This window comes from Kribbella yunnanensis, from assembly GCF_039529655.1.
Lineage (GTDB): Bacteria > Actinomycetota > Actinomycetes > Propionibacteriales > Kribbellaceae > Kribbella > Kribbella yunnanensis.
The window spans coordinates 82360-104249 of sequence record NZ_BAAANF010000023.1 but is presented as its reverse complement, the minus strand read 5'-3'; the positions used below and the strand labels follow the sequence as shown (position 1 = coordinate 104249).

The window sequence follows — 21890 nt, the reverse complement described above, 5'->3', positions numbered from 1 at the left end:
ACAGGTTCATGACGCAATTCCCCAGATCTTTTTCAAACCACCCACCCGAACACCCGTTCGACACCTCAGGCGCGGTCGCGCCACCCCCGCACCCAAGGACGCCACGTCTCCACGTCCGGGTAGTCAGGACTGATGGACTCCTCGAAGACATGAGTGCCGACGTCAGGCAGATGCGCGGCGACGAGCCTGGACAAGTTGTGTACCAGAAGCATCGGTACGTCGGGCCGAGCCGCAACGAGCCGATCGAAGATCGCCCGGCCTTCGCGTTGCTGGGTCTCCTCGTTCTTCTTGCCGACCAGCCGAATGTGTAGGTCGGCCGGGTAGTCATCGATGCCGGACATGTCCTCCGGCTCCGGATCGACGTCCCCGTAGTCATTCGGAGACAGCAGGAGCGCCAACTCTCCGTCAACCGTTTCGGCAGCCACCGCGAACAGATGCTGCCCCTCGGTCGTCCAATCGACCGTCAGGTGCCTGGCGCCGAGGGCAGCAGGCAGCCAGGCAGCAAGGTCGTTGACCGCTACATCGAGGAAGACGTTGTCGTCGCTGGACATCACTGCTCCTTCAGGAAGGTGACCAAGCGTCCGTCACCGAGAATGACATGGATCGGCTCCGACACCGATTTGCCGGGCTGACCGCAGGCGCGTCGAAAACCTCGCTCGGCCGTGGTCTCGTCAAGATCGACAACCCGGCCATCGATGAACACCTCACCGCCGGTGACAAGCTGATCGATCGCCGTGTGAATGCTGCGTTTGACCGCGGTCGTGCTGTTGCGGTCGAGCGTCTTGAACTCGATGATCCGGCCCTCGTCGCCGGCGTGGCGCCGCAACATCGCGTCCGGGTTCTTCTTGTCCTTGACGGAGCTGTCCTCAGGGCGTGCGTCGATCCGCCAGCCCTCCTCCTCGAGCCGCTCGGCAATCCGCCTCTCCTTCGGTTCAAACTGCCCGTGTGGATCGTGCACACCCGGGGCGAAGTCGATCGTCAGTGGACGGAGGTCGAAGGCTGGGTCGAAGTCGGGTACGTCGGGCTTGAGGGGCGGGAGGTTGATGTCTACGACTGGGGGTTGGGGCTTGTCGTGTTCGGGGTAGTCGAAGGTGGCTTCGATGGTGGTGGGGGTGATGGTGAAGATGGCGTGGTCCCAGGACTGCTCAGCGGACTCGGCCATGGCTTCGAGGAGGGTTTTGATAGGTTCCTCGAGGTCGATCAGGAATTCGTGGTCGGCGAGGAGGCGTTCGTGGCGTTTCTCCTCTTCCTTTTCTTCCTTCTCGGTGCGTTCTTCGATCTCGAACTCGCCGGTTTCGGTGACGAGGATCTCGACCTCGAGGGGTTCTTCGGGGTTGGGGTTCTGCTCGTCGTCCTTCTCGTGGTCCTTGCGGAACTTCTCGAAGGCTTTGCGGGCGACCTCGATCAGGGGCGGTTCGTTGTCTTCGGCAACTTCTACGTCCTCGAATGTTGCGGTGAGGCGTTTGGTGCGGCCGCGGGTGTCACGTTCGACCACGTCACCAGTACCACCAGTCGCGCGATTGCGGTCCGCCGAGTCGGACGACGGCCGGTCCGTACCCGACCCACCCCCGACCAACCGATCGGCCCACACCCGTGCCTTCGGTGGCGCCATCGACAGGTAGTGCGCGGCCGCCTCACATGCACGTGCCGCAGCATCCAACTGATGCGCAGCGACAGTCGCACCACCCTGCGCCGCTACCGCCGCGTTCTCACGGCACCGGACAGCGACCCGCTGCAGATGCAGCAGCACCTGCGGTACTTCGTCCAGGCAGTCGACCAGCCCACGGGCCACCCGCTGCAAGTCCGACGGCATGAGAGATCAGATCTGGTCGGCGTAGCTCTTGCATCCGGCCGAGGCGATCTCCAGCGCCTCCGCGGCCTGCTCCACGGCCTTGCCGGCCGCATCCAGGATCTCCGAGATGTCGCGGTCCACCCCGGTCGCCGTACCAGCGATCAGGCTCTCGACCTGCTGGCTGTGCTGGGTGAACCGCAGTTTGAACCCGGCCAGCCCGCCCGCTGCCTGCTTGGCCTCCATCGAGACCTGAAACAGCTGTTCCTTGAGCCGCTGTACGTCGGACACCTGAACCCACTCCTATGTCAGTTGCGCTTTTTCGGCAGCACGATCGCCGTACCGGCCACGACCACCGGTACCAGGATCGCAAGCCACCAGGGCAGCCCTGCCGCCATCGCGACCACGACCACGCCCGCACCGCCCCATCCCCACCATCGAGCACCTGGCAGCCTCGGCAGCCCCAGCACTCGTGATGCGGCCAGCATGGTGACCGCACCGATCGCCGCAGCCTCGACACCGGCCAGGAACGAGCCCGTGAGGATCCACACCAGCACGAACCCGACCAGCGTCAGGACGGCGCTGATCGTACGTCGTTTGCGTCGCTCCTGGAGCGCACGCCCCTGTGCTCGGACTTCCTCGAGCTGGTCGACCGCCTCGCCCAACTGCTTGGTCAGCCGAGCAGCTGCCGATTCCAGGTCAGTCAGACCGCGGATCTCCGGGGACGGGATGTTCACTCGCCGCCCGTCAGCAGGCAGCCCGGCGCGCTGCAGACTGACCGCAGCCTTCTCAGCTAGCGCGTTCAGCCGCTCCTCGACCTGCCGGCCGCGCTCTGCCATCGCAGCGGCCTCGGCCTGCGCAGCGGCCTCCGCACGGGACTTGGTGGCGGTCAACCGGTCCTGCGCCTGCTGCGCGTCCGTACGGGCGCCTGCGACGATCCTCAAGGCGCGCGCGTACTCGGACCACTGCTGCTGTTCCGTCTTCATCGCCGCACCAACTCCACTGCACGCTCTACCTCGTCAGACCGCAGCGCGGCGAACGGTACGACGACCTGCGCCTCCGGATGCAGTCCGTCCCACAGCAACCCGCGGTGTGGTTCCGAAGCCCACCGAACCAGCGGACCGCACACCGCACGCACACCGTCCTGCGGATGCCGCAAAAACAGGTGCGTGGCGACGTTTGCCCGGCCGTAGCCGAGGTGTTCGGTGCAGACGTGCAGTCTGTTCCACCAGCCGAAGGTGATGAGTCCCTGCGCCGGACCGTCGCGCACGATGTCCTGCAGCGCGTTGGCCGGGCTCTCGAAGAACCCCTCCGCATGCAGCTGCATCCGCGGCACTCCGTGGAAGCCAAAACCGAGCAGATACGTCTGACCGCTGACCTGTCCGTCCCGTAGTGCGTTCCGCAGTGTGAACAGCCGGGGCGCGATCTCGTCGTGCTTGTCGATGGTCTCCACGTCACATCCGAGCGACCGCAGCGCATGGATCAGCGCACCCTTGCCGTCCGCAACAGCGGGCGACGAGTCAGTCCCGTCCATGAAGATGAACCGCGGCGGTTCCACCGCAGCCCCAGCCGTCGACAACGCCAGCCCGCTCAGTACGCCGAGCGCGTCCGCCGGACCGTCGCCCAGAACCAGTACGCCGGCTCCCGGCTCGGGCCGGACCTCCACCTGCACCGGCTCCTCGGTCACTGCGATCGGCAGACCGGTCCACGGTCGTCCGAGCTCCGGCTTCACCGCAGCGGCCGTGTCCGTCAACCGTGCTGGCTCCGCCAAGTGGAACACCCGCGGCGGATGCACCGCCGTACCGGCTCGTTGCCACAGCTCACGTCGCAGGTCGTCCAGCACGGACTTGTCCGCAAAGCTGACCAGCACATGCTGGTTGTCATCTGGTGAGCCGAAGTTCGCGTTCAGCACCGCTTCACCGCGGAACTGCAGCTCAGCCGCCGCAGTGTTCCCACTGCGCAGAATCGCCTGTGAATCAGCCGGAGTGGTCTTCAGAGCGATCCGGTACGGCACCTGTCCGAAGATCGAGTCTCGCCGCGTCGACAGCCGCTTGACCCCCTCGATCGTCTGAGTCGCCAGTACGACGTGAACGCCGTACGCGCGTCCTAGTCGCACCAACCGCTCCAGCAGCTTGGCCGCCTCGTCCGCCAGCTCGTCGTCGTCTTCCAGCAGCACCTGGAACTCGTCCAGCACCACCAGGATCCGCGGCGGTCGGTCCGGTCCGGGAGCCAGCTCTGCGATGTCCGCCACGTTGCCGTGCGACTTGAAGATTTCGCTGCGCCGCGCCAGCTCATCCGACAGATGCCGCAGTACGGCGAGACCGAACGCCCGGTCACTGTGGATACCGAGCACCCGCACGTGGGGCAGCCAGTGCTCACGCTCTCCGGCCGGACCGAGCGCAGAGAACTCCACACCGTGTTTGAAGTCGAGCAGGTACATCTGCAGGTCGACCGGGTCGTAGCGCGCGGCCAGTCCGTGGATCAGCACCAGTAGCAGGTTCGACTTGCCCTGACCGACCGCACCACCGACCAGGACATGCGGCAGCGCCGGGTTGCCGCTGCGCAACCGCACCAGCGCGGGCGTGCGATCGTCGTACCCAATGACTGTGCCGATCTCGTCCGTGACCGGCTGCCACCAGGTCGAGCGGTCCGGCAGCGTCCGGTCGAAGTCGATGGTCGGCAGGACTGCGATCTCCGCCAGTTCGGCCACGACGTCACAGATGCCAGCGGCAACGTTCGCATCGAAGGCCGGGTCCAGCTTGGCCGGTACTCCTGGCAGCGTTGCGGCCTCGACTCTGTCGCCAGTGACCACCACTGCGTCGAGCAGGTCGAGCAGTTGCTTCGTGTCGACGTCGCTCTCGGCTGGGGACGACGGGTCGTGGTGGACGAGGAAGCAGATGCCCCGCTCACCTGCTGTCGCAGCGAGCCGCAGCAGGTCGCGCTGGGCCAGCTGGTCGATGCCAGAGGGGTAGTCGAAGAGGACGACGAGCCGGTACGGATCGGTCACGCGACCGGTCTCCCGGATCAGGTCCTCGAACCGCTTATGACCGAGCTGCGCCTGCCTACTGGCGCGCAGCGACGACACATCGACCAGCCCGGACAGCACTGAGTGCAGCTGCTCCGCAGTGTGCGTTGCCCTAGGCACCAACTGTGGGTACTTGGTGGTCAGATGGCCGAGCAGCCCCATGGTGCCGGTCAGCTTCGGGTCGAATGCGTCGATCCGCAGCCGGAACGGCTCGGCCGCCGCGACCAGCCGCAGCGCGACGCTCTGCAGCAGTCTGCGCGCGGACTCGTTGCGGTCCGCGGTCACCTTCCACCCGTTGGTCCGCAGCAGCGGTACGGCGACCGGTACGCCGCCGTCCAGCTCACCCACCCGGATGTACGGCGGTGCTCCCGCGCCCACGAGTTGCCGCGAACGCCAGCGCGCGTCATTCGGCGGGATGGAGGCCAGTCCGGGCGCGAGGCGGTGCGCGAGCAGCCGTGCGGCCGGCTCGGCCTCAGTCAGCGCCTCAGCCGTCTTGGCATCGACCTGTGCCCGGGACTCGCGCCGCGCGATCGCGGTCTGCTCCTGGAGCTGCCGATGCTGCTGCACAGCACGCTGGTGTTCGCCCTGGGTCAGCCGACGCGCATGCTCCAGCAACTGCCCCAATGCGTGCTGGAGACCACGGATGCGCGCTTCCAGCAACTCCGGTGCCGGATCGTTCTGCCGTGCTGCTTCTGACTCTCGCGCCGAGGCCGGTCCGGGCGCACTTTCCCCGTCAGGCTTCTCCGTCACGAGCACCGTCCTTCCACCTCTGCCCCGCGACCCCTACTGCCTGGACCAACTGTGTCACACCAGTAGTCCCAGTGGTCACTCCAGGCATCAGTAGTCTCACGCATCAGTCACGCGGCCTCAGTTGGGGGCGACGAGCTCCAGCTCGTACCCGTCCTCGTTGTGCAGGAACGCGGCGTAATGCTGCGGCCCACCGGCATACGGATGCCGGTCCGCGAACATCAGCGTCCAGCCGTTCGCGGCTGACTCGGCGACGATCGCGTCCACCTCGGCGCGGGAGGCGGCGTTCAGCGCCAGGTGGTTCATGCCGGGGCGGAGCCGGTCGTGGACGTCGGCCGACATCGCGGGGCTCTGTTCGACCACGACGTAACTGCCGTCGGGGGCGATCCAGGTCATCCCGCCGGGCCAGCCGTCACCGTCCTTCCAGCCCAACCGATTCAGGACCCAGCCCCAGCTGCTCTGGGCTCGTGTCAGGTCCGGGACCCAGATCTCGACGTGATGCACTGCAGCGACCATCGGAGCATTATCTGTGCTCGTCGAAATGGTTCGTCACGGCCATCGAGATCGACCCCGACACGATCAGCCAGACCAGCGCCGCGACCATCCACGGCCACCACTCCCGGCCCTGTGCGGCCTCGGCGACGCCCTTGCCGGACAGGCCGCCGGACGGTGCGAAGACAGCCACCATCAGCACCCGCGCGATCGCCGTCTGCCTGGTCATCTCTTCATTGTCGGAGCCTGCTGCGAACCCTGCAGAAACTCCTGCGTTTCGCGCCGTTTCGAAACTTGTCCGTGGCAGGGTCTACCGTCTGCGGTGACAGTCGAGAGATCGGGGGACGTGGTGAATACCACCCGGATCGAGAGTACGGCGTACGGCGCGGCCGCCCTGGACCGCCTGCATGCCGTCGTGACGCGGCTCAAGGCCGACGATCCGATGACCCCTGTCACCCTGCTCCTACCCAACAACCTGGCCGGTGTCGTCGCCCGCCGGCAGCTCGCCACGACCGGGATCGCGGGGTTGTTCCTGGCGACTCTCGAGCGGTTGGCCGAGCAACTCGCGGCGAGTGTGTTGTCACCGCGCCGGCCGGCCACGCGCCCGATCGTCGCGGCGACCTGGCGGACCGCATTGTCCAAGGCACCGGGCATCTTCGAGGATGTCGCCGACCATCCGTCCACTATCCAAGCGCTTGCCTCAGCCCATCGTGAGCTGCGTGATCTGTCCGAGCCCGCGTTGAGCAAGGTCGCCGGCGCTTCGGTGCTCGGCCCGGATCTCGTTCGGCTACATCGCCAGATCAGGTCCGATCTCGGCACCGATTGGTACGACGAGACCGATCTGCTGCGGGCTGCGTCGGCCCGCGTCGATGCGGAGCCGGCGATCGTCCGCGAGCTCGGCGCGCTTGTGCTCTACCTCCCACAGGAGCTCACCCAGGCCGAGGCCGCTTTCGTCGAGGCGCTCGGGGCCGCCGCGGCCGATCTGACGGTGATCGTCGGACTCACCGACGTACGGCGAGCCGACCGGGCCGTGCGTCGTTCGCTGGAGCGGATCGGGCTCGACCTGCCGATGTCGATCTCGCGGAACTATCCGGTCGCGACCGAAATCCTCAACGCGTCCGACGCCGACGACGAGATCCGCTGTGTCGTGCGGGACGTGGTCGAGTCGCTGAAGAAGACTCCGGCGCACCGGATCGCCGTGCTGTATTCGGCCATCACGCCGTACGCGCGTTTGCTGCACGAGCACCTCGCGGCCGCGGGGATCGCCGTCAACGGGCCGGGGACCAGGCCGGTGCACGAGCGGGCGATCGCGCGGACCCTGCTCGAGGTGCTCGCGCTCGTCGACCAGGATCTGCCCCGGGCCGACGTGTTCCGCGCACTGGCGAACGCACCGACCCAGGACTTCACCGGCGAGCGCATCCCGGTGCCGCAGTGGGAGCGGATGTCGCGCGCGGCCGGTGTGGTGCGTGGGGACGACTGGGACACCCGCCTGGCGCGGTATGCGGAGTCGGAGCGCCGGACGGCCGATCAGGAGGAGGCGGCCGAAGATCCGCGACCTGCTGCGATCCGCCGTGCCATCGCCAACGCCGAGCGGGCTGAGCGGCTGCACGGTTTCGCCTCCGAGCTACGGCGTCGGCTGAAGGCGATCGCAGGTCTGGAGAGCTGGTCTGCGCTGGCCGCGGGAGTTCTTGAGCTCTTCCAGGATCTGCTCGGCGATGACTACTCGTCCCTACCGATCGAGGAGCAGTACGCCGCCGCGGCCGTGGAAGGGTCGTTGCGCGGGCTGTCCACGTTGGACGAGCTCGGGACACCAGCGAGTCTGGCGGTGCTGCGCGACGTACTGGATCTGGAGTTGCAGCAGTCGTTGCCGCGGGTCGGGACGTTCGGCACCGGCGTACTGGTTGCTCCTTTGTCGGCGAGTGTCGGGTTGGCCGCCGACATCGTGTACGTCGTTGGGCTGTCGGAGGACCTGTATCCGGGGCGCGTGCACGAGGATGCACTGCTACCGCATCGCGTTCGGGAGGCGGCAGCTCCGGAGTTGGCGTCGTTCCGGGATCGGCTGGACGAGAAGCAACGGCATCTCCTGGTCGCGTTCTCGGCCGGTGCAAAGAAGGTGGTGGCTTCCTTCCCGCGCGGCGACCTGCGGCGCTCGTCGCGCCGGTTGCCGACTCGTTGGTTGCTGGGCTCGATGCGGGAGCTGAGTGGCAACCACGCGCTCGCCGCGACCGCCTGGGACCAGGGCGCGTACGGCGATCGGCTCCGGACCTCGGCGTCGTACGCGGGATCGTTGACGACGGCAACCATGCCGGCGAGTGAGCAGGAGTGGCAGGTGCGGTCCGCGGCGGCCGGTCTGTGGCTGAGTGACCGGGTGCTCGTGCGGGCTCGGGAGATGCTGCGGGGGCGCGGGTCTCCGGCGTTCACCCGGTTCGACGGCGACCTGTCCGGCGTACCGGGGCTGCCGGAGTATGCGGTGGAGGATCGGATCGCGTCCCCGACGTCGTTGGAGGCGTATGCGACGTGCCCGCATGCGTACTTCGTCGAGCGGCTGCTTCAGGTGGAACCGCTCGAGGCGCCGGAGGATCTGCTCGTCATCTCACCAATCCAGATCGGGAATCTGATCCACAACAGCCTCGATGCGTTCGTGTCCCGGTTGGCCGGGTCGCTGCCGTCATGGGGCGAGCCCTGGTCGGCTGAGCAGCGACAGTTGCTGCTGGCGATCGGTGCGGATCTGGCCGACCAGTTCCAGGCGGAGGGACTGACTGGTCATCCACGATTGTGGCAGCGGGAGCGGCTGCGGATCCTAGGTGATCTGATGGTGCTGCTGGCCGACGACGACCGGTGGCGGGCGTCGCGGGACGCGTCGGTGGTCGCCAGCGAGCTGCGGTTCGGGTTCGACGGTGAGCCGCCGGTGGAGATTCCGGTGCCATCGGGGCGGGTGCTGCTGCGGGGTTCGGCCGACAAGGTGGACCTCGGGCGCGACGGGACGATCTACGTCACCGATGTGAAGACAGGTGGGTTCTCGCGCTACGAAGGCATCGAGAGCGACCCGGTGGCGGGTGGGACCAAACTCCAGTTGCCGGTCTACGCCTACGCGGCGCGCGCCCGGCTGGGCGAACCGGATACCCCGGTCGAGGCGTCGTACTGGTTCGTCCGGCGCGGCGGCAAACGGATCCCGGTGCCGCTCACCCCCGAGGTCGAGGCCCGGTACGTCGAAACGTTGGACGTGATCGTGTCGTCGATCGCCGGTGGGCTGTTCCCGCCGAAGGCGCCCGAGATCCCGGACTTCTTGTGGGTGCAATGCTCGTACTGCAACCCGGATGGGCTCGGGCACAGCGAGGTGCGGGCGCGTTGGGATCGGAAGCGGCATGACCCGACGCTGGAGCGGCTGGTGCGACTGATCGACCCGGTGGTCTACGAGGAGGCGGGCGATGAGTGAGCAACTGCTCGATGGGCCTGCCCGCGAGCGGATCAAGACCGACACCGACGCGACGCTGTTCGTGGAGGCTGGGGCTGGATCCGGGAAGACGCATGCGCTGGTCGACCGCGTGACCACGCTCGTCCTGCGCGACGGCGTCCCACTGCGGACGATCGCCGCCGTGACATTCACCGAGAAGGCCGGCGCGGAGCTGCGGGACCGGCTGCGGGTCGAGTTCGAGAAGGCGCGGAAGGGGCCGGCCGGACCGCTCGCGGACGAGGCGCTCGACGATCTGGATTCGGCCTCGATCGGGACGCTGCATGCGTTCGCGCAGCAACTGCTGTTGGCCCATCCGATCGAGGCCGGGCTGCCGCCGCTGATCGACGTACTGGATGAGGTTGGGTCGTCGGTCGCGTTCGAGGAGCGTTGGGCCGAGCTGCAGCAGCAACTCCTGGATGACGACTCGATCGCCGAGCCGCTGCTGCTCGCGATGGCGGTCGGGGTTGAGCTGAAGCACCTGCGATCGCTGGCCAGGTTGTTCGGCAACGACTGGGACCTCATCGGTGAACGCGTCCTGGTCGATCCGCCGGAGCTCGTCGCGATGCCGGATCTGACCGGGCTGGTCGCTGCCGCCGCCCAGCTCGGCGCGGCCGCCTCGTCCTGCCTGGATGCCGAGGATCGGTTGCTGCCGAAGCTGCACCAGATCCGCGAGCTTGGGTTGATGCTGGACGCGGCGACCGATCAGGAGACGCAGCTCGCCGTGCTGCAGACGCTGCGTGGGTTGAAGATCGGCCGGATCGGCCGCAAAGAGAACTGGCCCGACATCACCAAGGTGCGCGGTGACTGCACCGAGGTCGTCGAGGTGGCGGGGTCGCTCGTCGAGCTGCTCCTCGATGCTTGCCTTAGGCATCTTTCGCACTGGATCGCGGAGCGGGTGCTGGAGTCGGCCGAGGTACGGCGGGCCGAGGGGCGACTGGAGTTCCACGACCTGCTGGTGCTCGCGCGCAACCTGCTCCGGCGGGATGCCGCGGTTCGGTCGGCGCTGCACGAGCGGTACGAACGGCTGCTGCTGGACGAGTTCCAGGACACCGATCCGATCCAGATCGAGCTCGCGGTGCGGATCGCGGCCGGCGCCGACGGTGACGCGTCGGATTGGCAGGACGTTGAGGTTCCGGACGGGCGGCTGTTCGTGGTGGGCGACCCCAAACAGTCGATCTACCGGTTCCGCCGGGCCAACATCGCGACGTATCTGACCGCGCAGGACCTGCTCGGCGAGACCGTCACGCTGACCACCAACTTCCGCACGGTGCCGCCTGTTCTCGACTGGATCAACCACGTCTTCATGACGCTGATCCAGGCTCAGGATGCGGCCCAGCCGACGTACCACGCACTGACGCCACACCGCACGACTACGCCGACCACTGCCCCGCCTCCGCCACCCGGTCCGCTCCCTTCCAACGTCACCCGGGATTCCGACGATGAGCTCACTCTCTTCGACTTCCTGGACTCCTCGGAGCCGTCGGAGCCTGCGTTGGCCACGGTGCTGCCCTTCCGACGCTCGGGCGACACCACGCCGGCCGAGCCCGAGCCAACGCCGTACGACGACTCTGTCTCTGGTCCCGCCGTCACTGTCCTCGGTGCGGTCCCGCATGACGACCTGCCGCGCGCTCAGGCCTCGGTTCTGCGCGAGCGCGAGGCGTCCGATGTCGCGGCGACCGTCGAGCAGGCGCTCCGCGACGGCTGGCTCGTGTACGACGAGCGCACGTCGGCCTGGCGACCGGCAGCGGCCGGGGACATCGCCGTACTGGTTCCTGCGCGGACGTCGCTGCCGTTTCTCGAGGATGCGTTGGATCGCGCGGACATCCCTTACCGGGCTGAAGCCAGCTCGCTGGTCTATCAGACCGCCGAGGTCCGTGACCTGCTCGCTTGCGCCCGTGCGCTTGGCGACCCGAGCGATCAGCTCGCGCTGGTCACCACCTTGCGTTCGCCGCTCTTTGGTTGTGGCGACGACGATCTGTTCACCTGGAAGCGGTCGGGCGGTTCGTTTACGCTGACCGCGCCTGTTGCGGACGACTTGCTGACCCATCCCATCGGCGAGGCCATGGACTGGTTGCGTCGCACGTACTATGCCTCGCGCTGGCTCACACCGAGCGAGGTGCTCGCCAAGATCGTCGCCGATCGCCGCATGCTCGAGGTCGCGGCCATCGGGCCGCGCGCTCGCGACACGTGGCGCCGCATCAGGTTCGTGGTCGATCAGGCGCGCGCCTGGTCCGAGGTTGAGCACGGCGGTCTCCGCTCGTACCTCGCTTGGGCCGCGCACCAGGGCGAGGAGACGTCGCGCGTCGCCGAGGCCGTTCTACCTGAGACCGATGCGGACGCCGTGCGGGTGATGACGATCCACGCCGCGAAGGGGCTCGAGTTCCCGATTGTCATCCTGTCCGGCATGACCGCCGCGCCGAACCGTCAGCGCGGTGTGCAGGTGCTTTGGCCGCCGGACGGCGGTTATGCGGTGAAGCTCAAAGCGTCGGTGCAGACCGAGGACTTCGATCTCGTCCAGCCCGTCGACGAACAGATGGACGACTTCGAGCGCCGCCGCCTCCTGTACGTCGCCGCGACCCGCGCTCGCGACCACCTGGTCATCTCGCTGCACCGGTCGGGCACGCGCCGTCACTCAAGCAACGCCGAGCTCTTCGCCTCCGCCGGTGCTGCGGAGGTCCCGGGGATCACGCTGTTCGACGGTCCGCCGGCGGCCGATCGCGATCCGCGGTCGACGTCGGAGATCACGCCGCCGATGACTCGCCGCGACTGGGACGAAAAGATCACCGCCGCTCGCCAAGCCAGTCGCCGACCTTCTGCCCGAAGCGCCTCCGGCCTCGAAGGCACCGGTCCCGCGTTAGCCGAGGCGGACCCCGGTACGACGAAGGCTCCGCGCGATCTCGAGCTACCACCCTGGTCGAAGGGCCGGTACGGAACCGCGATCGGGCGCGCAGTCCACGGCGTACTGCAGGTCGTCGATCTTTCCACCGGTGCCGGTCTCGAGTCTGCCGTCGCGGCCCAGTGCCTCGCCGAAGGTGTCCTCGAGTACGCCGATGTCGTGACTGCTCTGGTCCGCTCGGCCCTCGCCGCAGAGGTCGTGCAACGAGCGGCAGCCCGCGATCATTGGCGCGAGTCGTACGTCGGCACCGTGCAGCCCGACGGTACGGTCCTCGAGGGGTTCGTCGACCTGATCTACCGCGAGGACGACGGCCGACTCACGGTCGTGGACTACAAGACCGACGCCGTACCGGCGGCCGCGTTGGACAGCCGGGTCGCCTACTACGCCCCGCAATTGCAGGCGTACACAGAGATCCTGCCCAACACCGGCCCACCGGTCCTGCTGTTCCTCAACCCTGCTGGGGCGGTGGCCCGCATGTTGCCCTAGGCAACCGCGGGTTTGGCGGCGTACCGTGATGGGGTACTGGATGCGGATAGACCCCGGGAGCTGGCCATGCGCATCGCGGACAGGTACGAGCTGGAGGCGGTTGTCGGGCGCGGCGGCATGGGTGAGGTCTGGCGCGCGACGGACACCGTGCTGATGCGGCCGGTGGCGATCAAACTCCTCGCAGACCACCAAGCCGGCGCGCGGTTGCGGCGCGAGGCGCAGGCCGGTGCCGTGATCAACAACCCGCATGTGGTCGACGTCCACGACTTCGGCGCGTACGACGACTCGCACTATCTGGTGATGGAGTTCGTCAACGGGACAACGGTTGCGGGCGAACTGCGTCGTACCAGCCCACTCCCCGTCCCGACCATCGTGCGGATCGTCGCGCAGACGGCTGACGGCCTGCTCGCCGCGCACCACGAAGGCGTCGTCCACCGCGACATCAAACCGGCCAACCTCCTGCTCGGCGACGACGGCACCGTCAAGATCGCCGACTTCGGTATCGCACGCTTCCTCGACGACACAACCGACGACGGCGAAACCCGCGACCACCTCCTCGGCACCAGCTTCTACGTCGCGCCCGAACGCGCCCGCGCCTATCCCGCCGGCCCGGCCGCCGACATCTACTCACTGGGCTGCGTCCTCTACCAACTGCTCACCGGTGCCCCACCGTTCCTGGCCGACACCCCGACCGGCGTGCTCCGGTGCCACGTGAGCGGCGTACCGACCGTCCCCTCGGGTGTGGAGCCCGCGGTCGGTCGCCAACTCATGCGCATGCTCGCCAAGGACCCCGCCGACCGCCCCGACGCCCAGGAGATCATCACCTGGTGCGACCAGACCCGCTGGTCCGAGTCGCCCTTGGCTTTCAGGCCAAGGGCAATGGAGTTGGCCGAGCGGACACAGGCGATCGCCTAGACAACCAGGCGCACCGCCAGCACCACGATCACCCCACTCGACGCCAACGCCGTCACCAGTCGCCCGACATTCCCGGTCAGCACGCGCCCAAGCAGTACCCCGCCACCGGCCAGCAACAGTTGCCAACTAGCCGATGCCAGAAACGCAGCCACCACGAACACCGGCGCGGACCCAGTACCAGAGCCGCCAAGCACCAGCGCCGCGAAGTAGATCACCGTCATCGGACTGAGCAACGTCATCCCGAGCATCCCGAAGTACGCCGTACTGCCACGCACCGGTGCCTCGCGCACAACCCCGGTCAACCGCCGCGCCCGATACCGCCGTACCCCCGTGACCGCGCCCAACACCGCCAGTCCAATCAGCACCACCACGGAAACCCACCGCAACGGCACCACAACCGGTACCAGAACCGGCGCCAGCGCAGCCCCCGCAACAGCAGCCACCAACGCATAAATCCCGTCAGCCGACGCAATCCCCATCGCCGCACAAACCGCAACGCGCGCCGAACTCCGCGCACTCAACCCCACCAAATAGGTCCCCACAGGCCCAACCGGCACAGCAATCCCATACCCAGCCAGCACCCCGGCGACCACCACCTCCATCACAACCGGAAGCGGCTAGACCCCCACCAACGACCACCCTGCTGCTGAGCCCCAGCCGCCACGTCGGCAACCGGTCTCGTCAGCAACACTCCAAAGGTCGTAGTCATACCCCCATCATCCGAACCACCCCCACCCACCTCAACCCATTTACCGCCGCCCTACCGTCCTCCCATGGAGTCAGCCCCGCACCGCCAGATCCGCGCCCTCTACGACGACGACACCATCGCCGTCTACCAGGCCTACTCCCCCGAGATCGCCGTACCGGCCCTCGCAGCCCAAACCTTCGTCGCCCCCTTCGGCTTCTCCCGCATGACCTGGATCAAGCCGTCCTTCCTCTGGATGGCCTACCGCTCCGGCTGGGCCACCAAGCCAGGCCAGACCCGCGTCCTCCGCATCCACCTCAAACGCCCCGGCTTCGAATGGGCCCTGGCCCACAGCACCCTCTCCCACTACGACCCCGCCCACCACACCACCGAAGAAACCTGGCGCACAGACCTAGCCGCCTCCCCCGTCCGCATCCAATGGGACCCAGAACAAACGCTCTCCCTCAAGCCCCAGCCGACCGTCCGCTCGATCCAAATAGGCCTAGCCCCACAGGCGGTCACCCACTACGTCAACGACTGGATCACCCGAATCGAAGACGTAACCTCCGTCATGCACCACATCCACACCCTCACAAAATCAGACCCCACCGCAGCCCAGGCCGCCCTCCCCGACGAACGCCCCTACCCCCTCCCGCCACCCCTAGCCACCCACATCGGCGCCACCCTCACCCCTCCAGCTCAAACTCGGTAGGGCACTCCACCGCCCGCCATAGCCACTCATAGAACGAAGGCAACGTCTCCCTCAGTTCGTACCCCGGGCTGGCGAAGTCATGAATGAGCAAAACCTCCGGCGTCCCGACGGTCCACCTCAGTCGTCGATCGCCACGCGAGCCGACGCCGCACGGACCCGCATCGAACCCCAGTCACCCGCCAGCGCATACACGCCGTTCTCCAGCGTCATCGTGTCGACATGCCCGTAGTCGACCTCACCACTGGCATCCGTCGCAGGCGACGCACCCTGCCCTGCCCAATCCAACTCGGTGACCCCGTCGAACCTGAGCTCCCCAGGCCGGTAACACAGATAGACACCAGAGCCAGGCTCCTCATAGGCCGGATGCTCGGGTGTCAGTACAACCTCCAGCCGAAACCTCACGACACCCGGCTCCGCGATCACGCCCAACACATACGACTCCTCAAGGACGTACGACGCAAACCCCGGCAACTCGTCGTACGACGTCCTCACCCGCTCCGGCTGCCTATTCGACATCAGCCAGCCCTCGCGAGTACCGCCTAAGCATCGTCAGGTCCTCGTCATTCACCGGCGGCAACGGCGAGTCGGGATCCAGCGGACACGCAAAGTTTCCTTCGGCGGTCATCCACGCCAGAACACCACCCGACATGCACTCTGGGTCAAACAGCTCAGGCGGGTCACAGAACGGAAACCCCTCAGCAGCAACCCAGGCAACCCGACAACCCGCCGAGATCACTGCCTCGAGAGTCTTCCGAATGGCCAGCACGAACTGCTCTCCCGTTGGCCAAACAATCACCGGCAGATCCCAGTTCGGTACCTCCCACGCCATCCCATGCAGCATGTAGAGGTTGACCGCCGAACCGCCCAGCCACGCATCCGCCGGCAACACCAAGCTCCCGAGACCGCCGCGCTCGACCAGTCCGTAAAACGAAAGCCCAGGAACCTCGTCTCCATCAACGATCACGACCGCCGCATCCCGAGCCAGCCGATCGCTCCCCATCAGATCTGCCCAGACACTCAGTCCACGACCTGAACGTCAACGCCGTACCGCTCCGCGAAGTCACCAGCAAGCTCCGGCCCAGCCAGCCGAGGGATCCCCCGCTCCCACCACCCACCGTCGGCCCGACGATCGAGGTCAACAAGCAACGCGGCATACCTTGCGTCAAGCGCCTCGATCTCCGCGCGCACCCAGCCCATCTGCTCATACTCCCGAAGCTTCGGACTCTGCAGAATCCGCTCGATCACCCCCCGCACCGAGAGGTCGTTGTCGAACTCCTCGATGTTGTCGTCATACCCTTCCTCGCACAGCTCCACAAAGAGCCGCCAACTGCCGACGACAACAGTTGGCGTCAGCCGGCGCCCGCTCCCCGACGACTCCGCCGTCTCCCGAAACGCCGCCAGAAAATCTCGCGTCGCCGCCATCAGCCCGGTCCCGCCTCGCGCACCGACCCATCACCCCACGGCTTCCCGTCGGCGACCCATTCAGTGCGATACTCCTCGAACGAAACAGGTCTCGCAGTCCCCGGGTTGTCGTCGTTCCCGAACTCGAACCCGCACCGAGGACAAACCTCGTACGACGGCGCGCCCAGCACCAGCTCATACGGAGGGTTCAGTTCAGCGCCCTCCGGCGGTGGCCACAGGGCGTAGGGCTTCACGGTGAGGTAGCTCTCTCCACACACCGGACATTCGTACATCTACCTATCCTGTCTGGTTAGAACCGTCACGAGGTCGAATGTTCCGTCTCCTCGCGGCGAGATCCGAATCCCCAACTGGAACGTCCCGGAGCCGTTTGCCTTCGGGAACGTGCCGACGATGTCCTCGATTCCATTGTTGAGCTGCGCCGTCGAGGGCCGACTCGCCAGTTCCTGCAGGTAGCCAACCCACTGATCGGTATTTCCCGCCGGATCAATCGTCTGCAGTGAGTGTCTCCCACTTCCGAACACATGCTTGTTCAGGTGCTGTCTCGTGAGCCCCCATCGGGGGTCTGCGGACTTCGGCCGGACGTTGATGGTTCGGGTGCCCGCGCCGGGCACAGATTCGAAGCCCGTGAAGGCTCGCACGGCCCTCGCGTTGGAGGCGGCATGACTTGCAGCGCCAAGCGCCGGCAGCCGACTGGCAAGGAGACCAACGGCGACATCCGCTGCGAAGGCTGAGCAGTTGCCTTTTACTACGCAGGCTTGGGAGTCGAGGATGCCGGCGGTGCCTGCGGAGAGGACGCCGGTGGCGGCGGAGACCTGCATGGCTATGGGGATGGCGGGGGCGCAGGCGCGGACGAAGGTGCAGGTGATGGCTACCGCCAGGGCGCCGGTGGAGACGTAGCCGGAGACGTGGGAAACGTCGGTGAGGGTGCCTTCGGCGTCTGAGAGGCCTTGGAGGTCCGTGGACTTGAGGGGGTTGCCGGAGGTGTAGGCGTAGGGGTTTGGGGAGCCGGCTTGGTCGGGGGTTAGGAAGGTGGCGGTGGTGGGGTTGTACTCGCGTTGGTTGAGGAGGTAGTTGCCTGAGGGGAGTTGGAGGGCACCGATGTAGCCGGGGGTGGGTTGGGCGGCGGGCTCGGTGGTGGTGCGTGGGAGGCCGTAGGGGTCGTAGGTGTGGTGGGTGGGACTTGCAGTGGCGGTGGTGGAGACGGAGCCGTCGGGGGTGGCGGTGACGGGGGTGGGGGTTCGGCCGGTCTGGTGGGCGAGGAGGCTGGCGCCGTAGAGGTAGCGGGTGGGTGGGGCTTTGGCGGTTGAGGTGTTGAGGATCTGGGGCGAGAGCGGGTCCCAGAGGTACCTCGTGGTCTGGGACCCGGTGGTGGAGGACGCACGGCGTCCGTCGCCGGTGTGGGTGTAGGTCGTCGTGGCGTTGCCGGTGGTTGAGGTGACGGGCTTGCCGGCAGCGGACCAGGTGTAGGAGGTGGTTCCGTCCGACGTGAGATTGCCGTCGGCGTCGTAGCTGTGGGCACGGAGTTTCGGTCGGCTTGCCGGGAACGCCGGTGTGGTCGTCAGCGAGCCGACTAGCTCGCTGGCCGGTCCGTACATCGACCAGGTAGTCGCCTGCGGGCGTTGTTCCCAGATGCGGTTGCCGATGCCGTCGTAGTCGTAGCGGATGTAGTCCTTGGCATTCGCCTCGCATTGGTCGACGTTGTAGCAGACGGCGGTGAGCCGGTTCAGAGCGTCGTAGCTGTACGACGACTTCCCGGCGATCGAGTCGTCCGTGCGGACCACGTTGTCGGCGCTGTCGTATGTCGAGGTGGCCGTGCGCAGCGGTCGACCGCTGCGCTGCACTGCCAGCGAGGTGGTGCGGCCGCGGACGTCCAGGGTGCGTGTCTCGACCAGGCCGCCGGGGCGAGTGCTGGTGATGGTCCCGCGCCGAAGGTCATACCGGTATGACGCCAGGGCCTTGCCGTCCACCGACGCTGAACTCAGCCGATCGCCGATGTCCCAGGTGTAGGTCTCGGTATGACCGGCCGCGGACCGTGCAGCGATATTGCCCGCGGCATCCCAGCGGTACGTGACGGGGCCACCCGGACCGACGACCGAGCTCAGCTGATCAAAGGCGTCGTACCCGAACCGTGTGGTCCCAAGTGCATCGGTCATCGACGTACGGCGGCCGACTGCGTCCCAGGTGAAGCCGACGGCGGGGGTCTTGTCCGAGTAGACGACCTTTGTCACCGCTCCGCGCGGATCCAGCGTGAAGGTCGCTGTCTTGCCCGAGGGCAACGTCGTTCGGGTCAGCCGGCCGGCCTTGTCATAGGCAAAGTGCCACGTGCGTCCGCCGTACGTCGTACTGGTTGTCCGGCCGGCGCCGTCGTACTGGAAGGTCTGGGCACGCCCACTGGCGTCGACCTTCTTGACCAGGCGCCCCGACAGGTCGAACTCCGACGTCGCTTCACGTAACGACGGTCTGGTGACGCCGACGAGCTCGCCTGCCTCGTTGTACCGCAAGTTGGTCGTACCGCCGCGGCTGTCGACCAGCGCCGAGAGGCGCCCCTGCCCGTCGTACGTCTGCCGCGTGGTGACGTCGAGAGGTCCGTGCTGCTCAACCGGTTGGTCGTCTGACGTGTAGGTGATGGTGCTGACAGCACCCCGGGGTGACGTGACCTTGATCGGTCTACCCCATCCATCGACCTCGTACTTCGTGACCAGCGCAGCCGGATCGGTGACGGACATCAAGTCGCCATCAGCGGAGTAGCTGTATCGGGTGGTCCTGCCGAGCGCGTCGCGTGACGCTGTCACGAGCCCGCGTGCGTCGTGGCTGACGGAGGAACCACGACCGGCATACGCAGCGCTGATCAGGTTGCCGCGCTGGTCGTAGTTGTACGTCGCTCTCCGCCCCAGCGGATCGGTCGTTGTCAGGAGATCGCCGGTGCCGTTGTAGGTCCGCCGAGTGATGTTGCCGCCCGCATCCTTCGAGGAGAGCACTCGCCCAGTCGCGTCATAGGTGTGCCGGGCACCGTGGCCGAGACTGTCGAAGACCCGGAGCAGATTGCCGTCGACGTCGTAATGGAACGACACCGACGCGCCGGTCGGGTCGACTTGGCGCACGAGCCAGTTCCGCTCGTACTGGTTGATCCACTTCCCGCCCGTCGGATCCGTCATCGTCGACGTTCCCCGAATGCCGGCACCCTCCCAGGACCAGGTCGACTTCCCACCCTTGGCATCGGTCTGGGCGACCACTCGCCCGCCAGCGTCGTACTCCGTCAGGAAGGCCGGTTTGGCCGCGTCGCCGACAGTTTCCGATTTCAGGCGACCATCGACGTACTCGTACCGCGTCGAAACTCCGCCGGGCGAGGTCACCCCGGCCAATCGGCCATCGGTGTACTCGTACCGAACCGTGCGCGGCTCGACTCCTGGCCCGGAGAGCCGGACAGCGCCGATCAGCCCGAGCTCGTTGTAGTCGTACGACAGTGAGCGGCGCCCGTTCGTCACCGTGGCAACGCGACCCGCTACTCGCTCGATCACGACGCCTTGCCCGCTGCGGTCCTGGATCGAGCGCAGATCCCCCGCGGCCGTGAACCGCATTCGCAACTGATCGACGCTCGTCAGCACGAACTCGGCTCCGTCGCGGGCGAGTCTGAACCGCGCAGCGCCTTTCTCGATGACGAACGCCGTCCCCTGCCGCCGGAAGCCGATCTCGCGCCCATCGGCCGCGAGGTAGCGCGCTCCCGCGGCGTCCAGTGCGAGGCGATCGGAGTACGACGGACGCCAGCCTGGGCCGAGCGGACCGGGCGATTGGTCGCCGGAGTTGTACGTCCGGGCCACCATGAGCGGAACACCCACACCCGCCACGGCAGCATCTGTCTCGGCAGCGACCATGGCTCCGGTGAGCGAGTTCACCGGGTCGGACTGCAGTGCGAAGGGGCCGAACAGGCCGCGTGCCTGTTTGTCGGGCAGCACGAAGCCAGGTGCTCCGGCGTAGATCCGCACGTTGCCACTTGCTGCGGCCTTGCCGTTCGTCAGGGATGCGGTCAGCAGGCCTGGCGAGGCGACCACCTCGCAGCCGAGCGGAAGGTTGACCGTGAAGCTCAGCGACTGCGTCCGGGCGGGTGGTGGCGCCGGCATGTTCTCGCAGGGCCAGACACTGACCTTCCACGACCGCGCATCGGTCACCGGGAACGCACAGATGTCGGAGGCCGCGGGAAATGTTCGGGCCTGGAAGGTGAAGGTCTGTCCGACCCCGGCGTGGCCGAAGCCACCGTCGTGAGAGATCTGTGGGCCCTTGCTGATGACCTCGCCGTCGACGCTCACCTGAACGTCGACGTGCAAGCACGAACCCGAATCCCGAGGTGGACCCGGAACACCAACGGCCGGGCCGATCGGAGCCAGCAACAGGACGCCGGGCAGCAGGAGGGCGAGCAGTCGCCTGGGTCGGGTCATGTGCGCCTCCGTTCGGTGGTGAGCTTGTTACGGAGAGTTTATGGAGATTCGGGGCGTTTCGGGGCGGATGGTTACAGGTTGTGGATAACGGGAAGTGACCCTGGCGTGTGGGTGAGCGTGGGGTCGCCTACGATCTGCGGAAACGCTGTGAGGAATGATGGTCCGCCTGCTGGCGGGTCTGCCACCAAGAGTGTGAGGGTGTGGCCATGAACATCGGTACTCGGAAGATCGTCGTCGACGAGGCGATCGCCCAGCTTCGGATCTATGCCGAGAGCAACGGCGCCGTGCTGCAGTACTACGACGGCCTGCCGGGGTTTACGAATGTCGGTGGCAGTGACCCGAGCCGGGTGACGCTGGAGGACCTGGCGCGGACCATGGTGATCGGGTCCGACCTGCGGGCGCTCGACATTCCTTGGCTGCTCGAGGTGGATGCCGAGAAGGAGTTCGCGGCGGTGCCGGTCGATGCGCGGCTGGAGGATGCCGCGCCGGGGAGTGCGCTGTTCGAGGCTGCGATGGAGCTCGACGAGAAGTTCTCCGGGCACCGGGGGTTCGGGCAGGCGAAGAAGTCGAAGCTGCTGCACCTGAAGCGGCCGTTTCTCTTCCCTGTCAGCGACAGCTTCATCCGGATGACATACACGAACGCCTCCGCCGGTGCGGAGCTCCTGGGCGCTGTGCACGCCGATCTGGTGAATCCGGCCAACGTGCGCGACTTCAAGCTGCTGCAGGTCCGCCTGAACGCCGAACCGCCGACGTCGGCGGCCCGGCTGCTGGGCGACGCTCCCACACTGCGCCTGCTCGACATCCTCGCCTCACTGCTCGGCGAGGCGAAGTAGT

The 21890-nt window shown here is 67.1% G+C and carries 18 protein-coding genes; 5 read left to right on the top strand and 13 right to left on the bottom strand.

What is annotated here, in order from left to right; genetic code table 11:
• Positions 1 to 65: 65 nt before the first annotated feature.
• From ABD231_RS34850 to ABD231_RS34820, 7 genes are all read right to left on the bottom strand, one after another.
• Entirely contained in the window at positions 66 to 551 is a 486-nt protein-coding gene (locus tag ABD231_RS34850) for a hypothetical protein (protein ID WP_344161997.1), read from the bottom strand.
• Positions 551 to 1813 carry a hypothetical protein gene (locus ABD231_RS34845; RefSeq protein WP_344161994.1) on the bottom strand — a complete coding sequence of 421 codons (1263 nt, stop codon included), beginning with the start codon at positions 1811 to 1813 and terminating at the stop codon, positions 551 to 553. The genes ABD231_RS34850 and ABD231_RS34845 overlap by 1 nt, the downstream gene beginning before the upstream one ends.
• Before the next feature lie 6 nt (positions 1814 to 1819).
• Positions 1820 to 2080 (bottom strand): hypothetical protein, encoded by a 261-nt coding sequence (locus ABD231_RS34840; RefSeq protein ID WP_132414728.1) that lies wholly within the window; start codon positions 2078 to 2080, stop codon positions 1820 to 1822.
• Between the two features lie 17 nt (positions 2081 to 2097).
• The gene (locus ABD231_RS34835; RefSeq protein WP_344161988.1) at positions 2098 to 2775 is read right to left on the bottom strand and encodes a hypothetical protein; all 678 of its coding nucleotides are present in this window, start codon (positions 2773 to 2775) and stop codon (positions 2098 to 2100) included.
• Entirely contained in the window at positions 2772 to 5564 is a 2793-nt protein-coding gene (locus ABD231_RS34830; RefSeq protein ID WP_344161985.1) for an FtsK/SpoIIIE domain-containing protein, read from the bottom strand. The genes ABD231_RS34835 and ABD231_RS34830 overlap by 4 nt, the downstream gene beginning before the upstream one ends.
• A 117-nt stretch (positions 5565 to 5681) precedes the next feature.
• Positions 5682 to 6077 carry a VOC family protein gene (locus ABD231_RS34825; RefSeq protein WP_344161981.1) on the bottom strand — a complete coding sequence of 132 codons (396 nt, stop codon included), beginning with the start codon at positions 6075 to 6077 and terminating at the stop codon, positions 5682 to 5684.
• Between the two features lie 7 nt (positions 6078 to 6084).
• The gene (locus ABD231_RS34820; RefSeq protein WP_344161978.1) at positions 6085 to 6282 is read right to left on the bottom strand and encodes a hypothetical protein; all 198 of its coding nucleotides are present in this window, start codon (positions 6280 to 6282) and stop codon (positions 6085 to 6087) included.
• Between the two features lie 93 nt (positions 6283 to 6375).
• Between ABD231_RS34820 and ABD231_RS34815 the strand changes: the two genes are divergently transcribed.
• The 3 genes from ABD231_RS34815 (at position 6376) to ABD231_RS34805 (ending at position 13804) form a co-directional block, all read left to right on the top strand.
• The gene (locus ABD231_RS34815; protein ID WP_344161975.1) at positions 6376 to 9489 is read left to right on the top strand and encodes a PD-(D/E)XK nuclease family protein; all 3114 of its coding nucleotides are present in this window, start codon (positions 6376 to 6378) and stop codon (positions 9487 to 9489) included.
• The gene (locus ABD231_RS34810; protein ID WP_344161972.1) at positions 9482 to 12889 is read left to right on the top strand and encodes a UvrD-helicase domain-containing protein; all 3408 of its coding nucleotides are present in this window, start codon (positions 9482 to 9484) and stop codon (positions 12887 to 12889) included. The genes ABD231_RS34815 and ABD231_RS34810 overlap by 8 nt, the downstream gene beginning before the upstream one ends.
• 66 nt (positions 12890 to 12955) lie before the next feature.
• Positions 12956 to 13804: a serine/threonine-protein kinase gene (locus ABD231_RS34805; protein ID WP_344161969.1), complete on the top strand. Its 849-nt coding sequence runs from the start codon at positions 12956 to 12958 to the stop codon at positions 13802 to 13804.
• On the opposite strand, the gene ABD231_RS34800 is transcribed toward ABD231_RS34805, so the two are convergent.
• Positions 13801 to 14283 carry a lysine transporter LysE gene (locus tag ABD231_RS34800; protein WP_344161966.1) on the bottom strand — a complete coding sequence of 161 codons (483 nt, stop codon included), beginning with the start codon at positions 14281 to 14283 and terminating at the stop codon, positions 13801 to 13803. The genes ABD231_RS34805 and ABD231_RS34800 overlap by 4 nt on opposite strands.
• Positions 14284 to 14577: 294 nt before the next feature.
• On the opposite strand from ABD231_RS34800, the gene ABD231_RS34795 reads away from it, so the two are divergent.
• The gene (locus tag ABD231_RS34795) at positions 14578 to 15201 is read left to right on the top strand and encodes a DUF4291 domain-containing protein (RefSeq protein ID WP_344161963.1); all 624 of its coding nucleotides are present in this window, start codon (positions 14578 to 14580) and stop codon (positions 15199 to 15201) included.
• A gap of 117 nt (positions 15202 to 15318) precedes the next feature.
• Here ABD231_RS34795 and ABD231_RS34790 read toward each other — a convergent pair whose 3' ends face one another.
• The 5 genes from ABD231_RS34790 to ABD231_RS34770 are packed head-to-tail and all read right to left on the bottom strand — an operon-like array spanning position 15319 to position 21056.
• Positions 15319 to 15717, bottom strand: coding sequence for a hypothetical protein (locus ABD231_RS34790; protein ID WP_344161960.1), 399 nt, complete (start codon positions 15715 to 15717; stop codon positions 15319 to 15321).
• Complete coding sequence (locus tag ABD231_RS34785) at positions 15707 to 16201, bottom strand: hypothetical protein (RefSeq protein WP_344161957.1); 495 nt, start codon at positions 16199 to 16201, stop codon at positions 15707 to 15709. Before ABD231_RS34785 ends, ABD231_RS34790 begins: the two co-directional genes overlap by 11 nt.
• Before the next feature lie 17 nt (positions 16202 to 16218).
• Positions 16219 to 16623, bottom strand: coding sequence for a hypothetical protein (locus ABD231_RS34780; protein WP_344161954.1), 405 nt, complete (start codon positions 16621 to 16623; stop codon positions 16219 to 16221).
• Positions 16623 to 16895: a hypothetical protein gene (locus ABD231_RS34775; protein ID WP_344161951.1), complete on the bottom strand. Its 273-nt coding sequence runs from the start codon at positions 16893 to 16895 to the stop codon at positions 16623 to 16625. The genes ABD231_RS34780 and ABD231_RS34775 overlap by 1 nt, the downstream gene beginning before the upstream one ends.
• The gene (locus tag ABD231_RS34770; protein ID WP_344161948.1) at positions 16896 to 21056 is read right to left on the bottom strand and encodes a DUF6531 domain-containing protein; all 4161 of its coding nucleotides are present in this window, start codon (positions 21054 to 21056) and stop codon (positions 16896 to 16898) included. It abuts the gene before it with no gap.
• A 206-nt stretch (positions 21057 to 21262) separates the two neighbouring features.
• Here ABD231_RS34770 and ABD231_RS34765 point away from each other — a divergent pair, with 206 nt between their 5' ends.
• On the top strand, positions 21263 to 21889 hold the full coding sequence (locus tag ABD231_RS34765; protein ID WP_344161945.1) for a DUF6308 family protein: 627 nt from the start codon (positions 21263 to 21265) through the stop codon (positions 21887 to 21889).
• Position 21890 lies beyond the last annotated feature (1 nt).

Bases quoted from the DNA above. Each gene is read 5' to 3' on its own strand.
- ABD231_RS34765 (WP_344161945.1), top strand. From the start codon at position 21,263: ATGAACATCGGTACTCGGAAGATCGTCGTCGACGAGGCGATCGCCCAG.
- ABD231_RS34775 (WP_344161951.1), bottom strand. From the start codon at position 16,895: ATGTACGAATGTCCGGTGTGTGGAGAGAGCTACCTCACCGTGAAGCCC.
- ABD231_RS34810 (WP_344161972.1), top strand. From the start codon at position 9,482: ATGAGTGAGCAACTGCTCGATGGGCCTGCCCGCGAGCGGATCAAGACC.
- ABD231_RS34820 (WP_344161978.1), bottom strand. From the start codon at position 6,282: ATGACCAGGCAGACGGCGATCGCGCGGGTGCTGATGGTGGCTGTCTTC.
- ABD231_RS34845 (WP_344161994.1), bottom strand. From the start codon at position 1,813: ATGCCGTCGGACTTGCAGCGGGTGGCCCGTGGGCTGGTCGACTGCCTG.
- ABD231_RS34805 (WP_344161969.1), top strand. From the start codon at position 12,956: ATGCGCATCGCGGACAGGTACGAGCTGGAGGCGGTTGTCGGGCGCGGC.
- ABD231_RS34785 (WP_344161957.1), bottom strand. From the start codon at position 16,201: ATGGGGAGCGATCGGCTGGCTCGGGATGCGGCGGTCGTGATCGTTGAT.
- ABD231_RS34790 (WP_344161960.1), bottom strand. From the start codon at position 15,717: ATGTCGAATAGGCAGCCGGAGCGGGTGAGGACGTCGTACGACGAGTTG.
- ABD231_RS34780 (WP_344161954.1), bottom strand. From the start codon at position 16,623: ATGGCGGCGACGCGAGATTTTCTGGCGGCGTTTCGGGAGACGGCGGAG.
- ABD231_RS34795 (WP_344161963.1), top strand. From the start codon at position 14,578: ATGGAGTCAGCCCCGCACCGCCAGATCCGCGCCCTCTACGACGACGAC.
- ABD231_RS34800 (WP_344161966.1), bottom strand. From the start codon at position 14,283: ATGGGGATTGCGTCGGCTGACGGGATTTATGCGTTGGTGGCTGCTGTT.
- ABD231_RS34825 (WP_344161981.1), bottom strand. From the start codon at position 6,077: ATGGTCGCTGCAGTGCATCACGTCGAGATCTGGGTCCCGGACCTGACA.
- ABD231_RS34835 (WP_344161988.1), bottom strand. From the start codon at position 2,775: ATGAAGACGGAACAGCAGCAGTGGTCCGAGTACGCGCGCGCCTTGAGG.
- ABD231_RS34770 (WP_344161948.1), bottom strand. From the start codon at position 21,056: ATGACCCGACCCAGGCGACTGCTCGCCCTCCTGCTGCCCGGCGTCCTG.
- ABD231_RS34850 (WP_344161997.1), bottom strand. From the start codon at position 551: ATGTCCAGCGACGACAACGTCTTCCTCGATGTAGCGGTCAACGACCTT.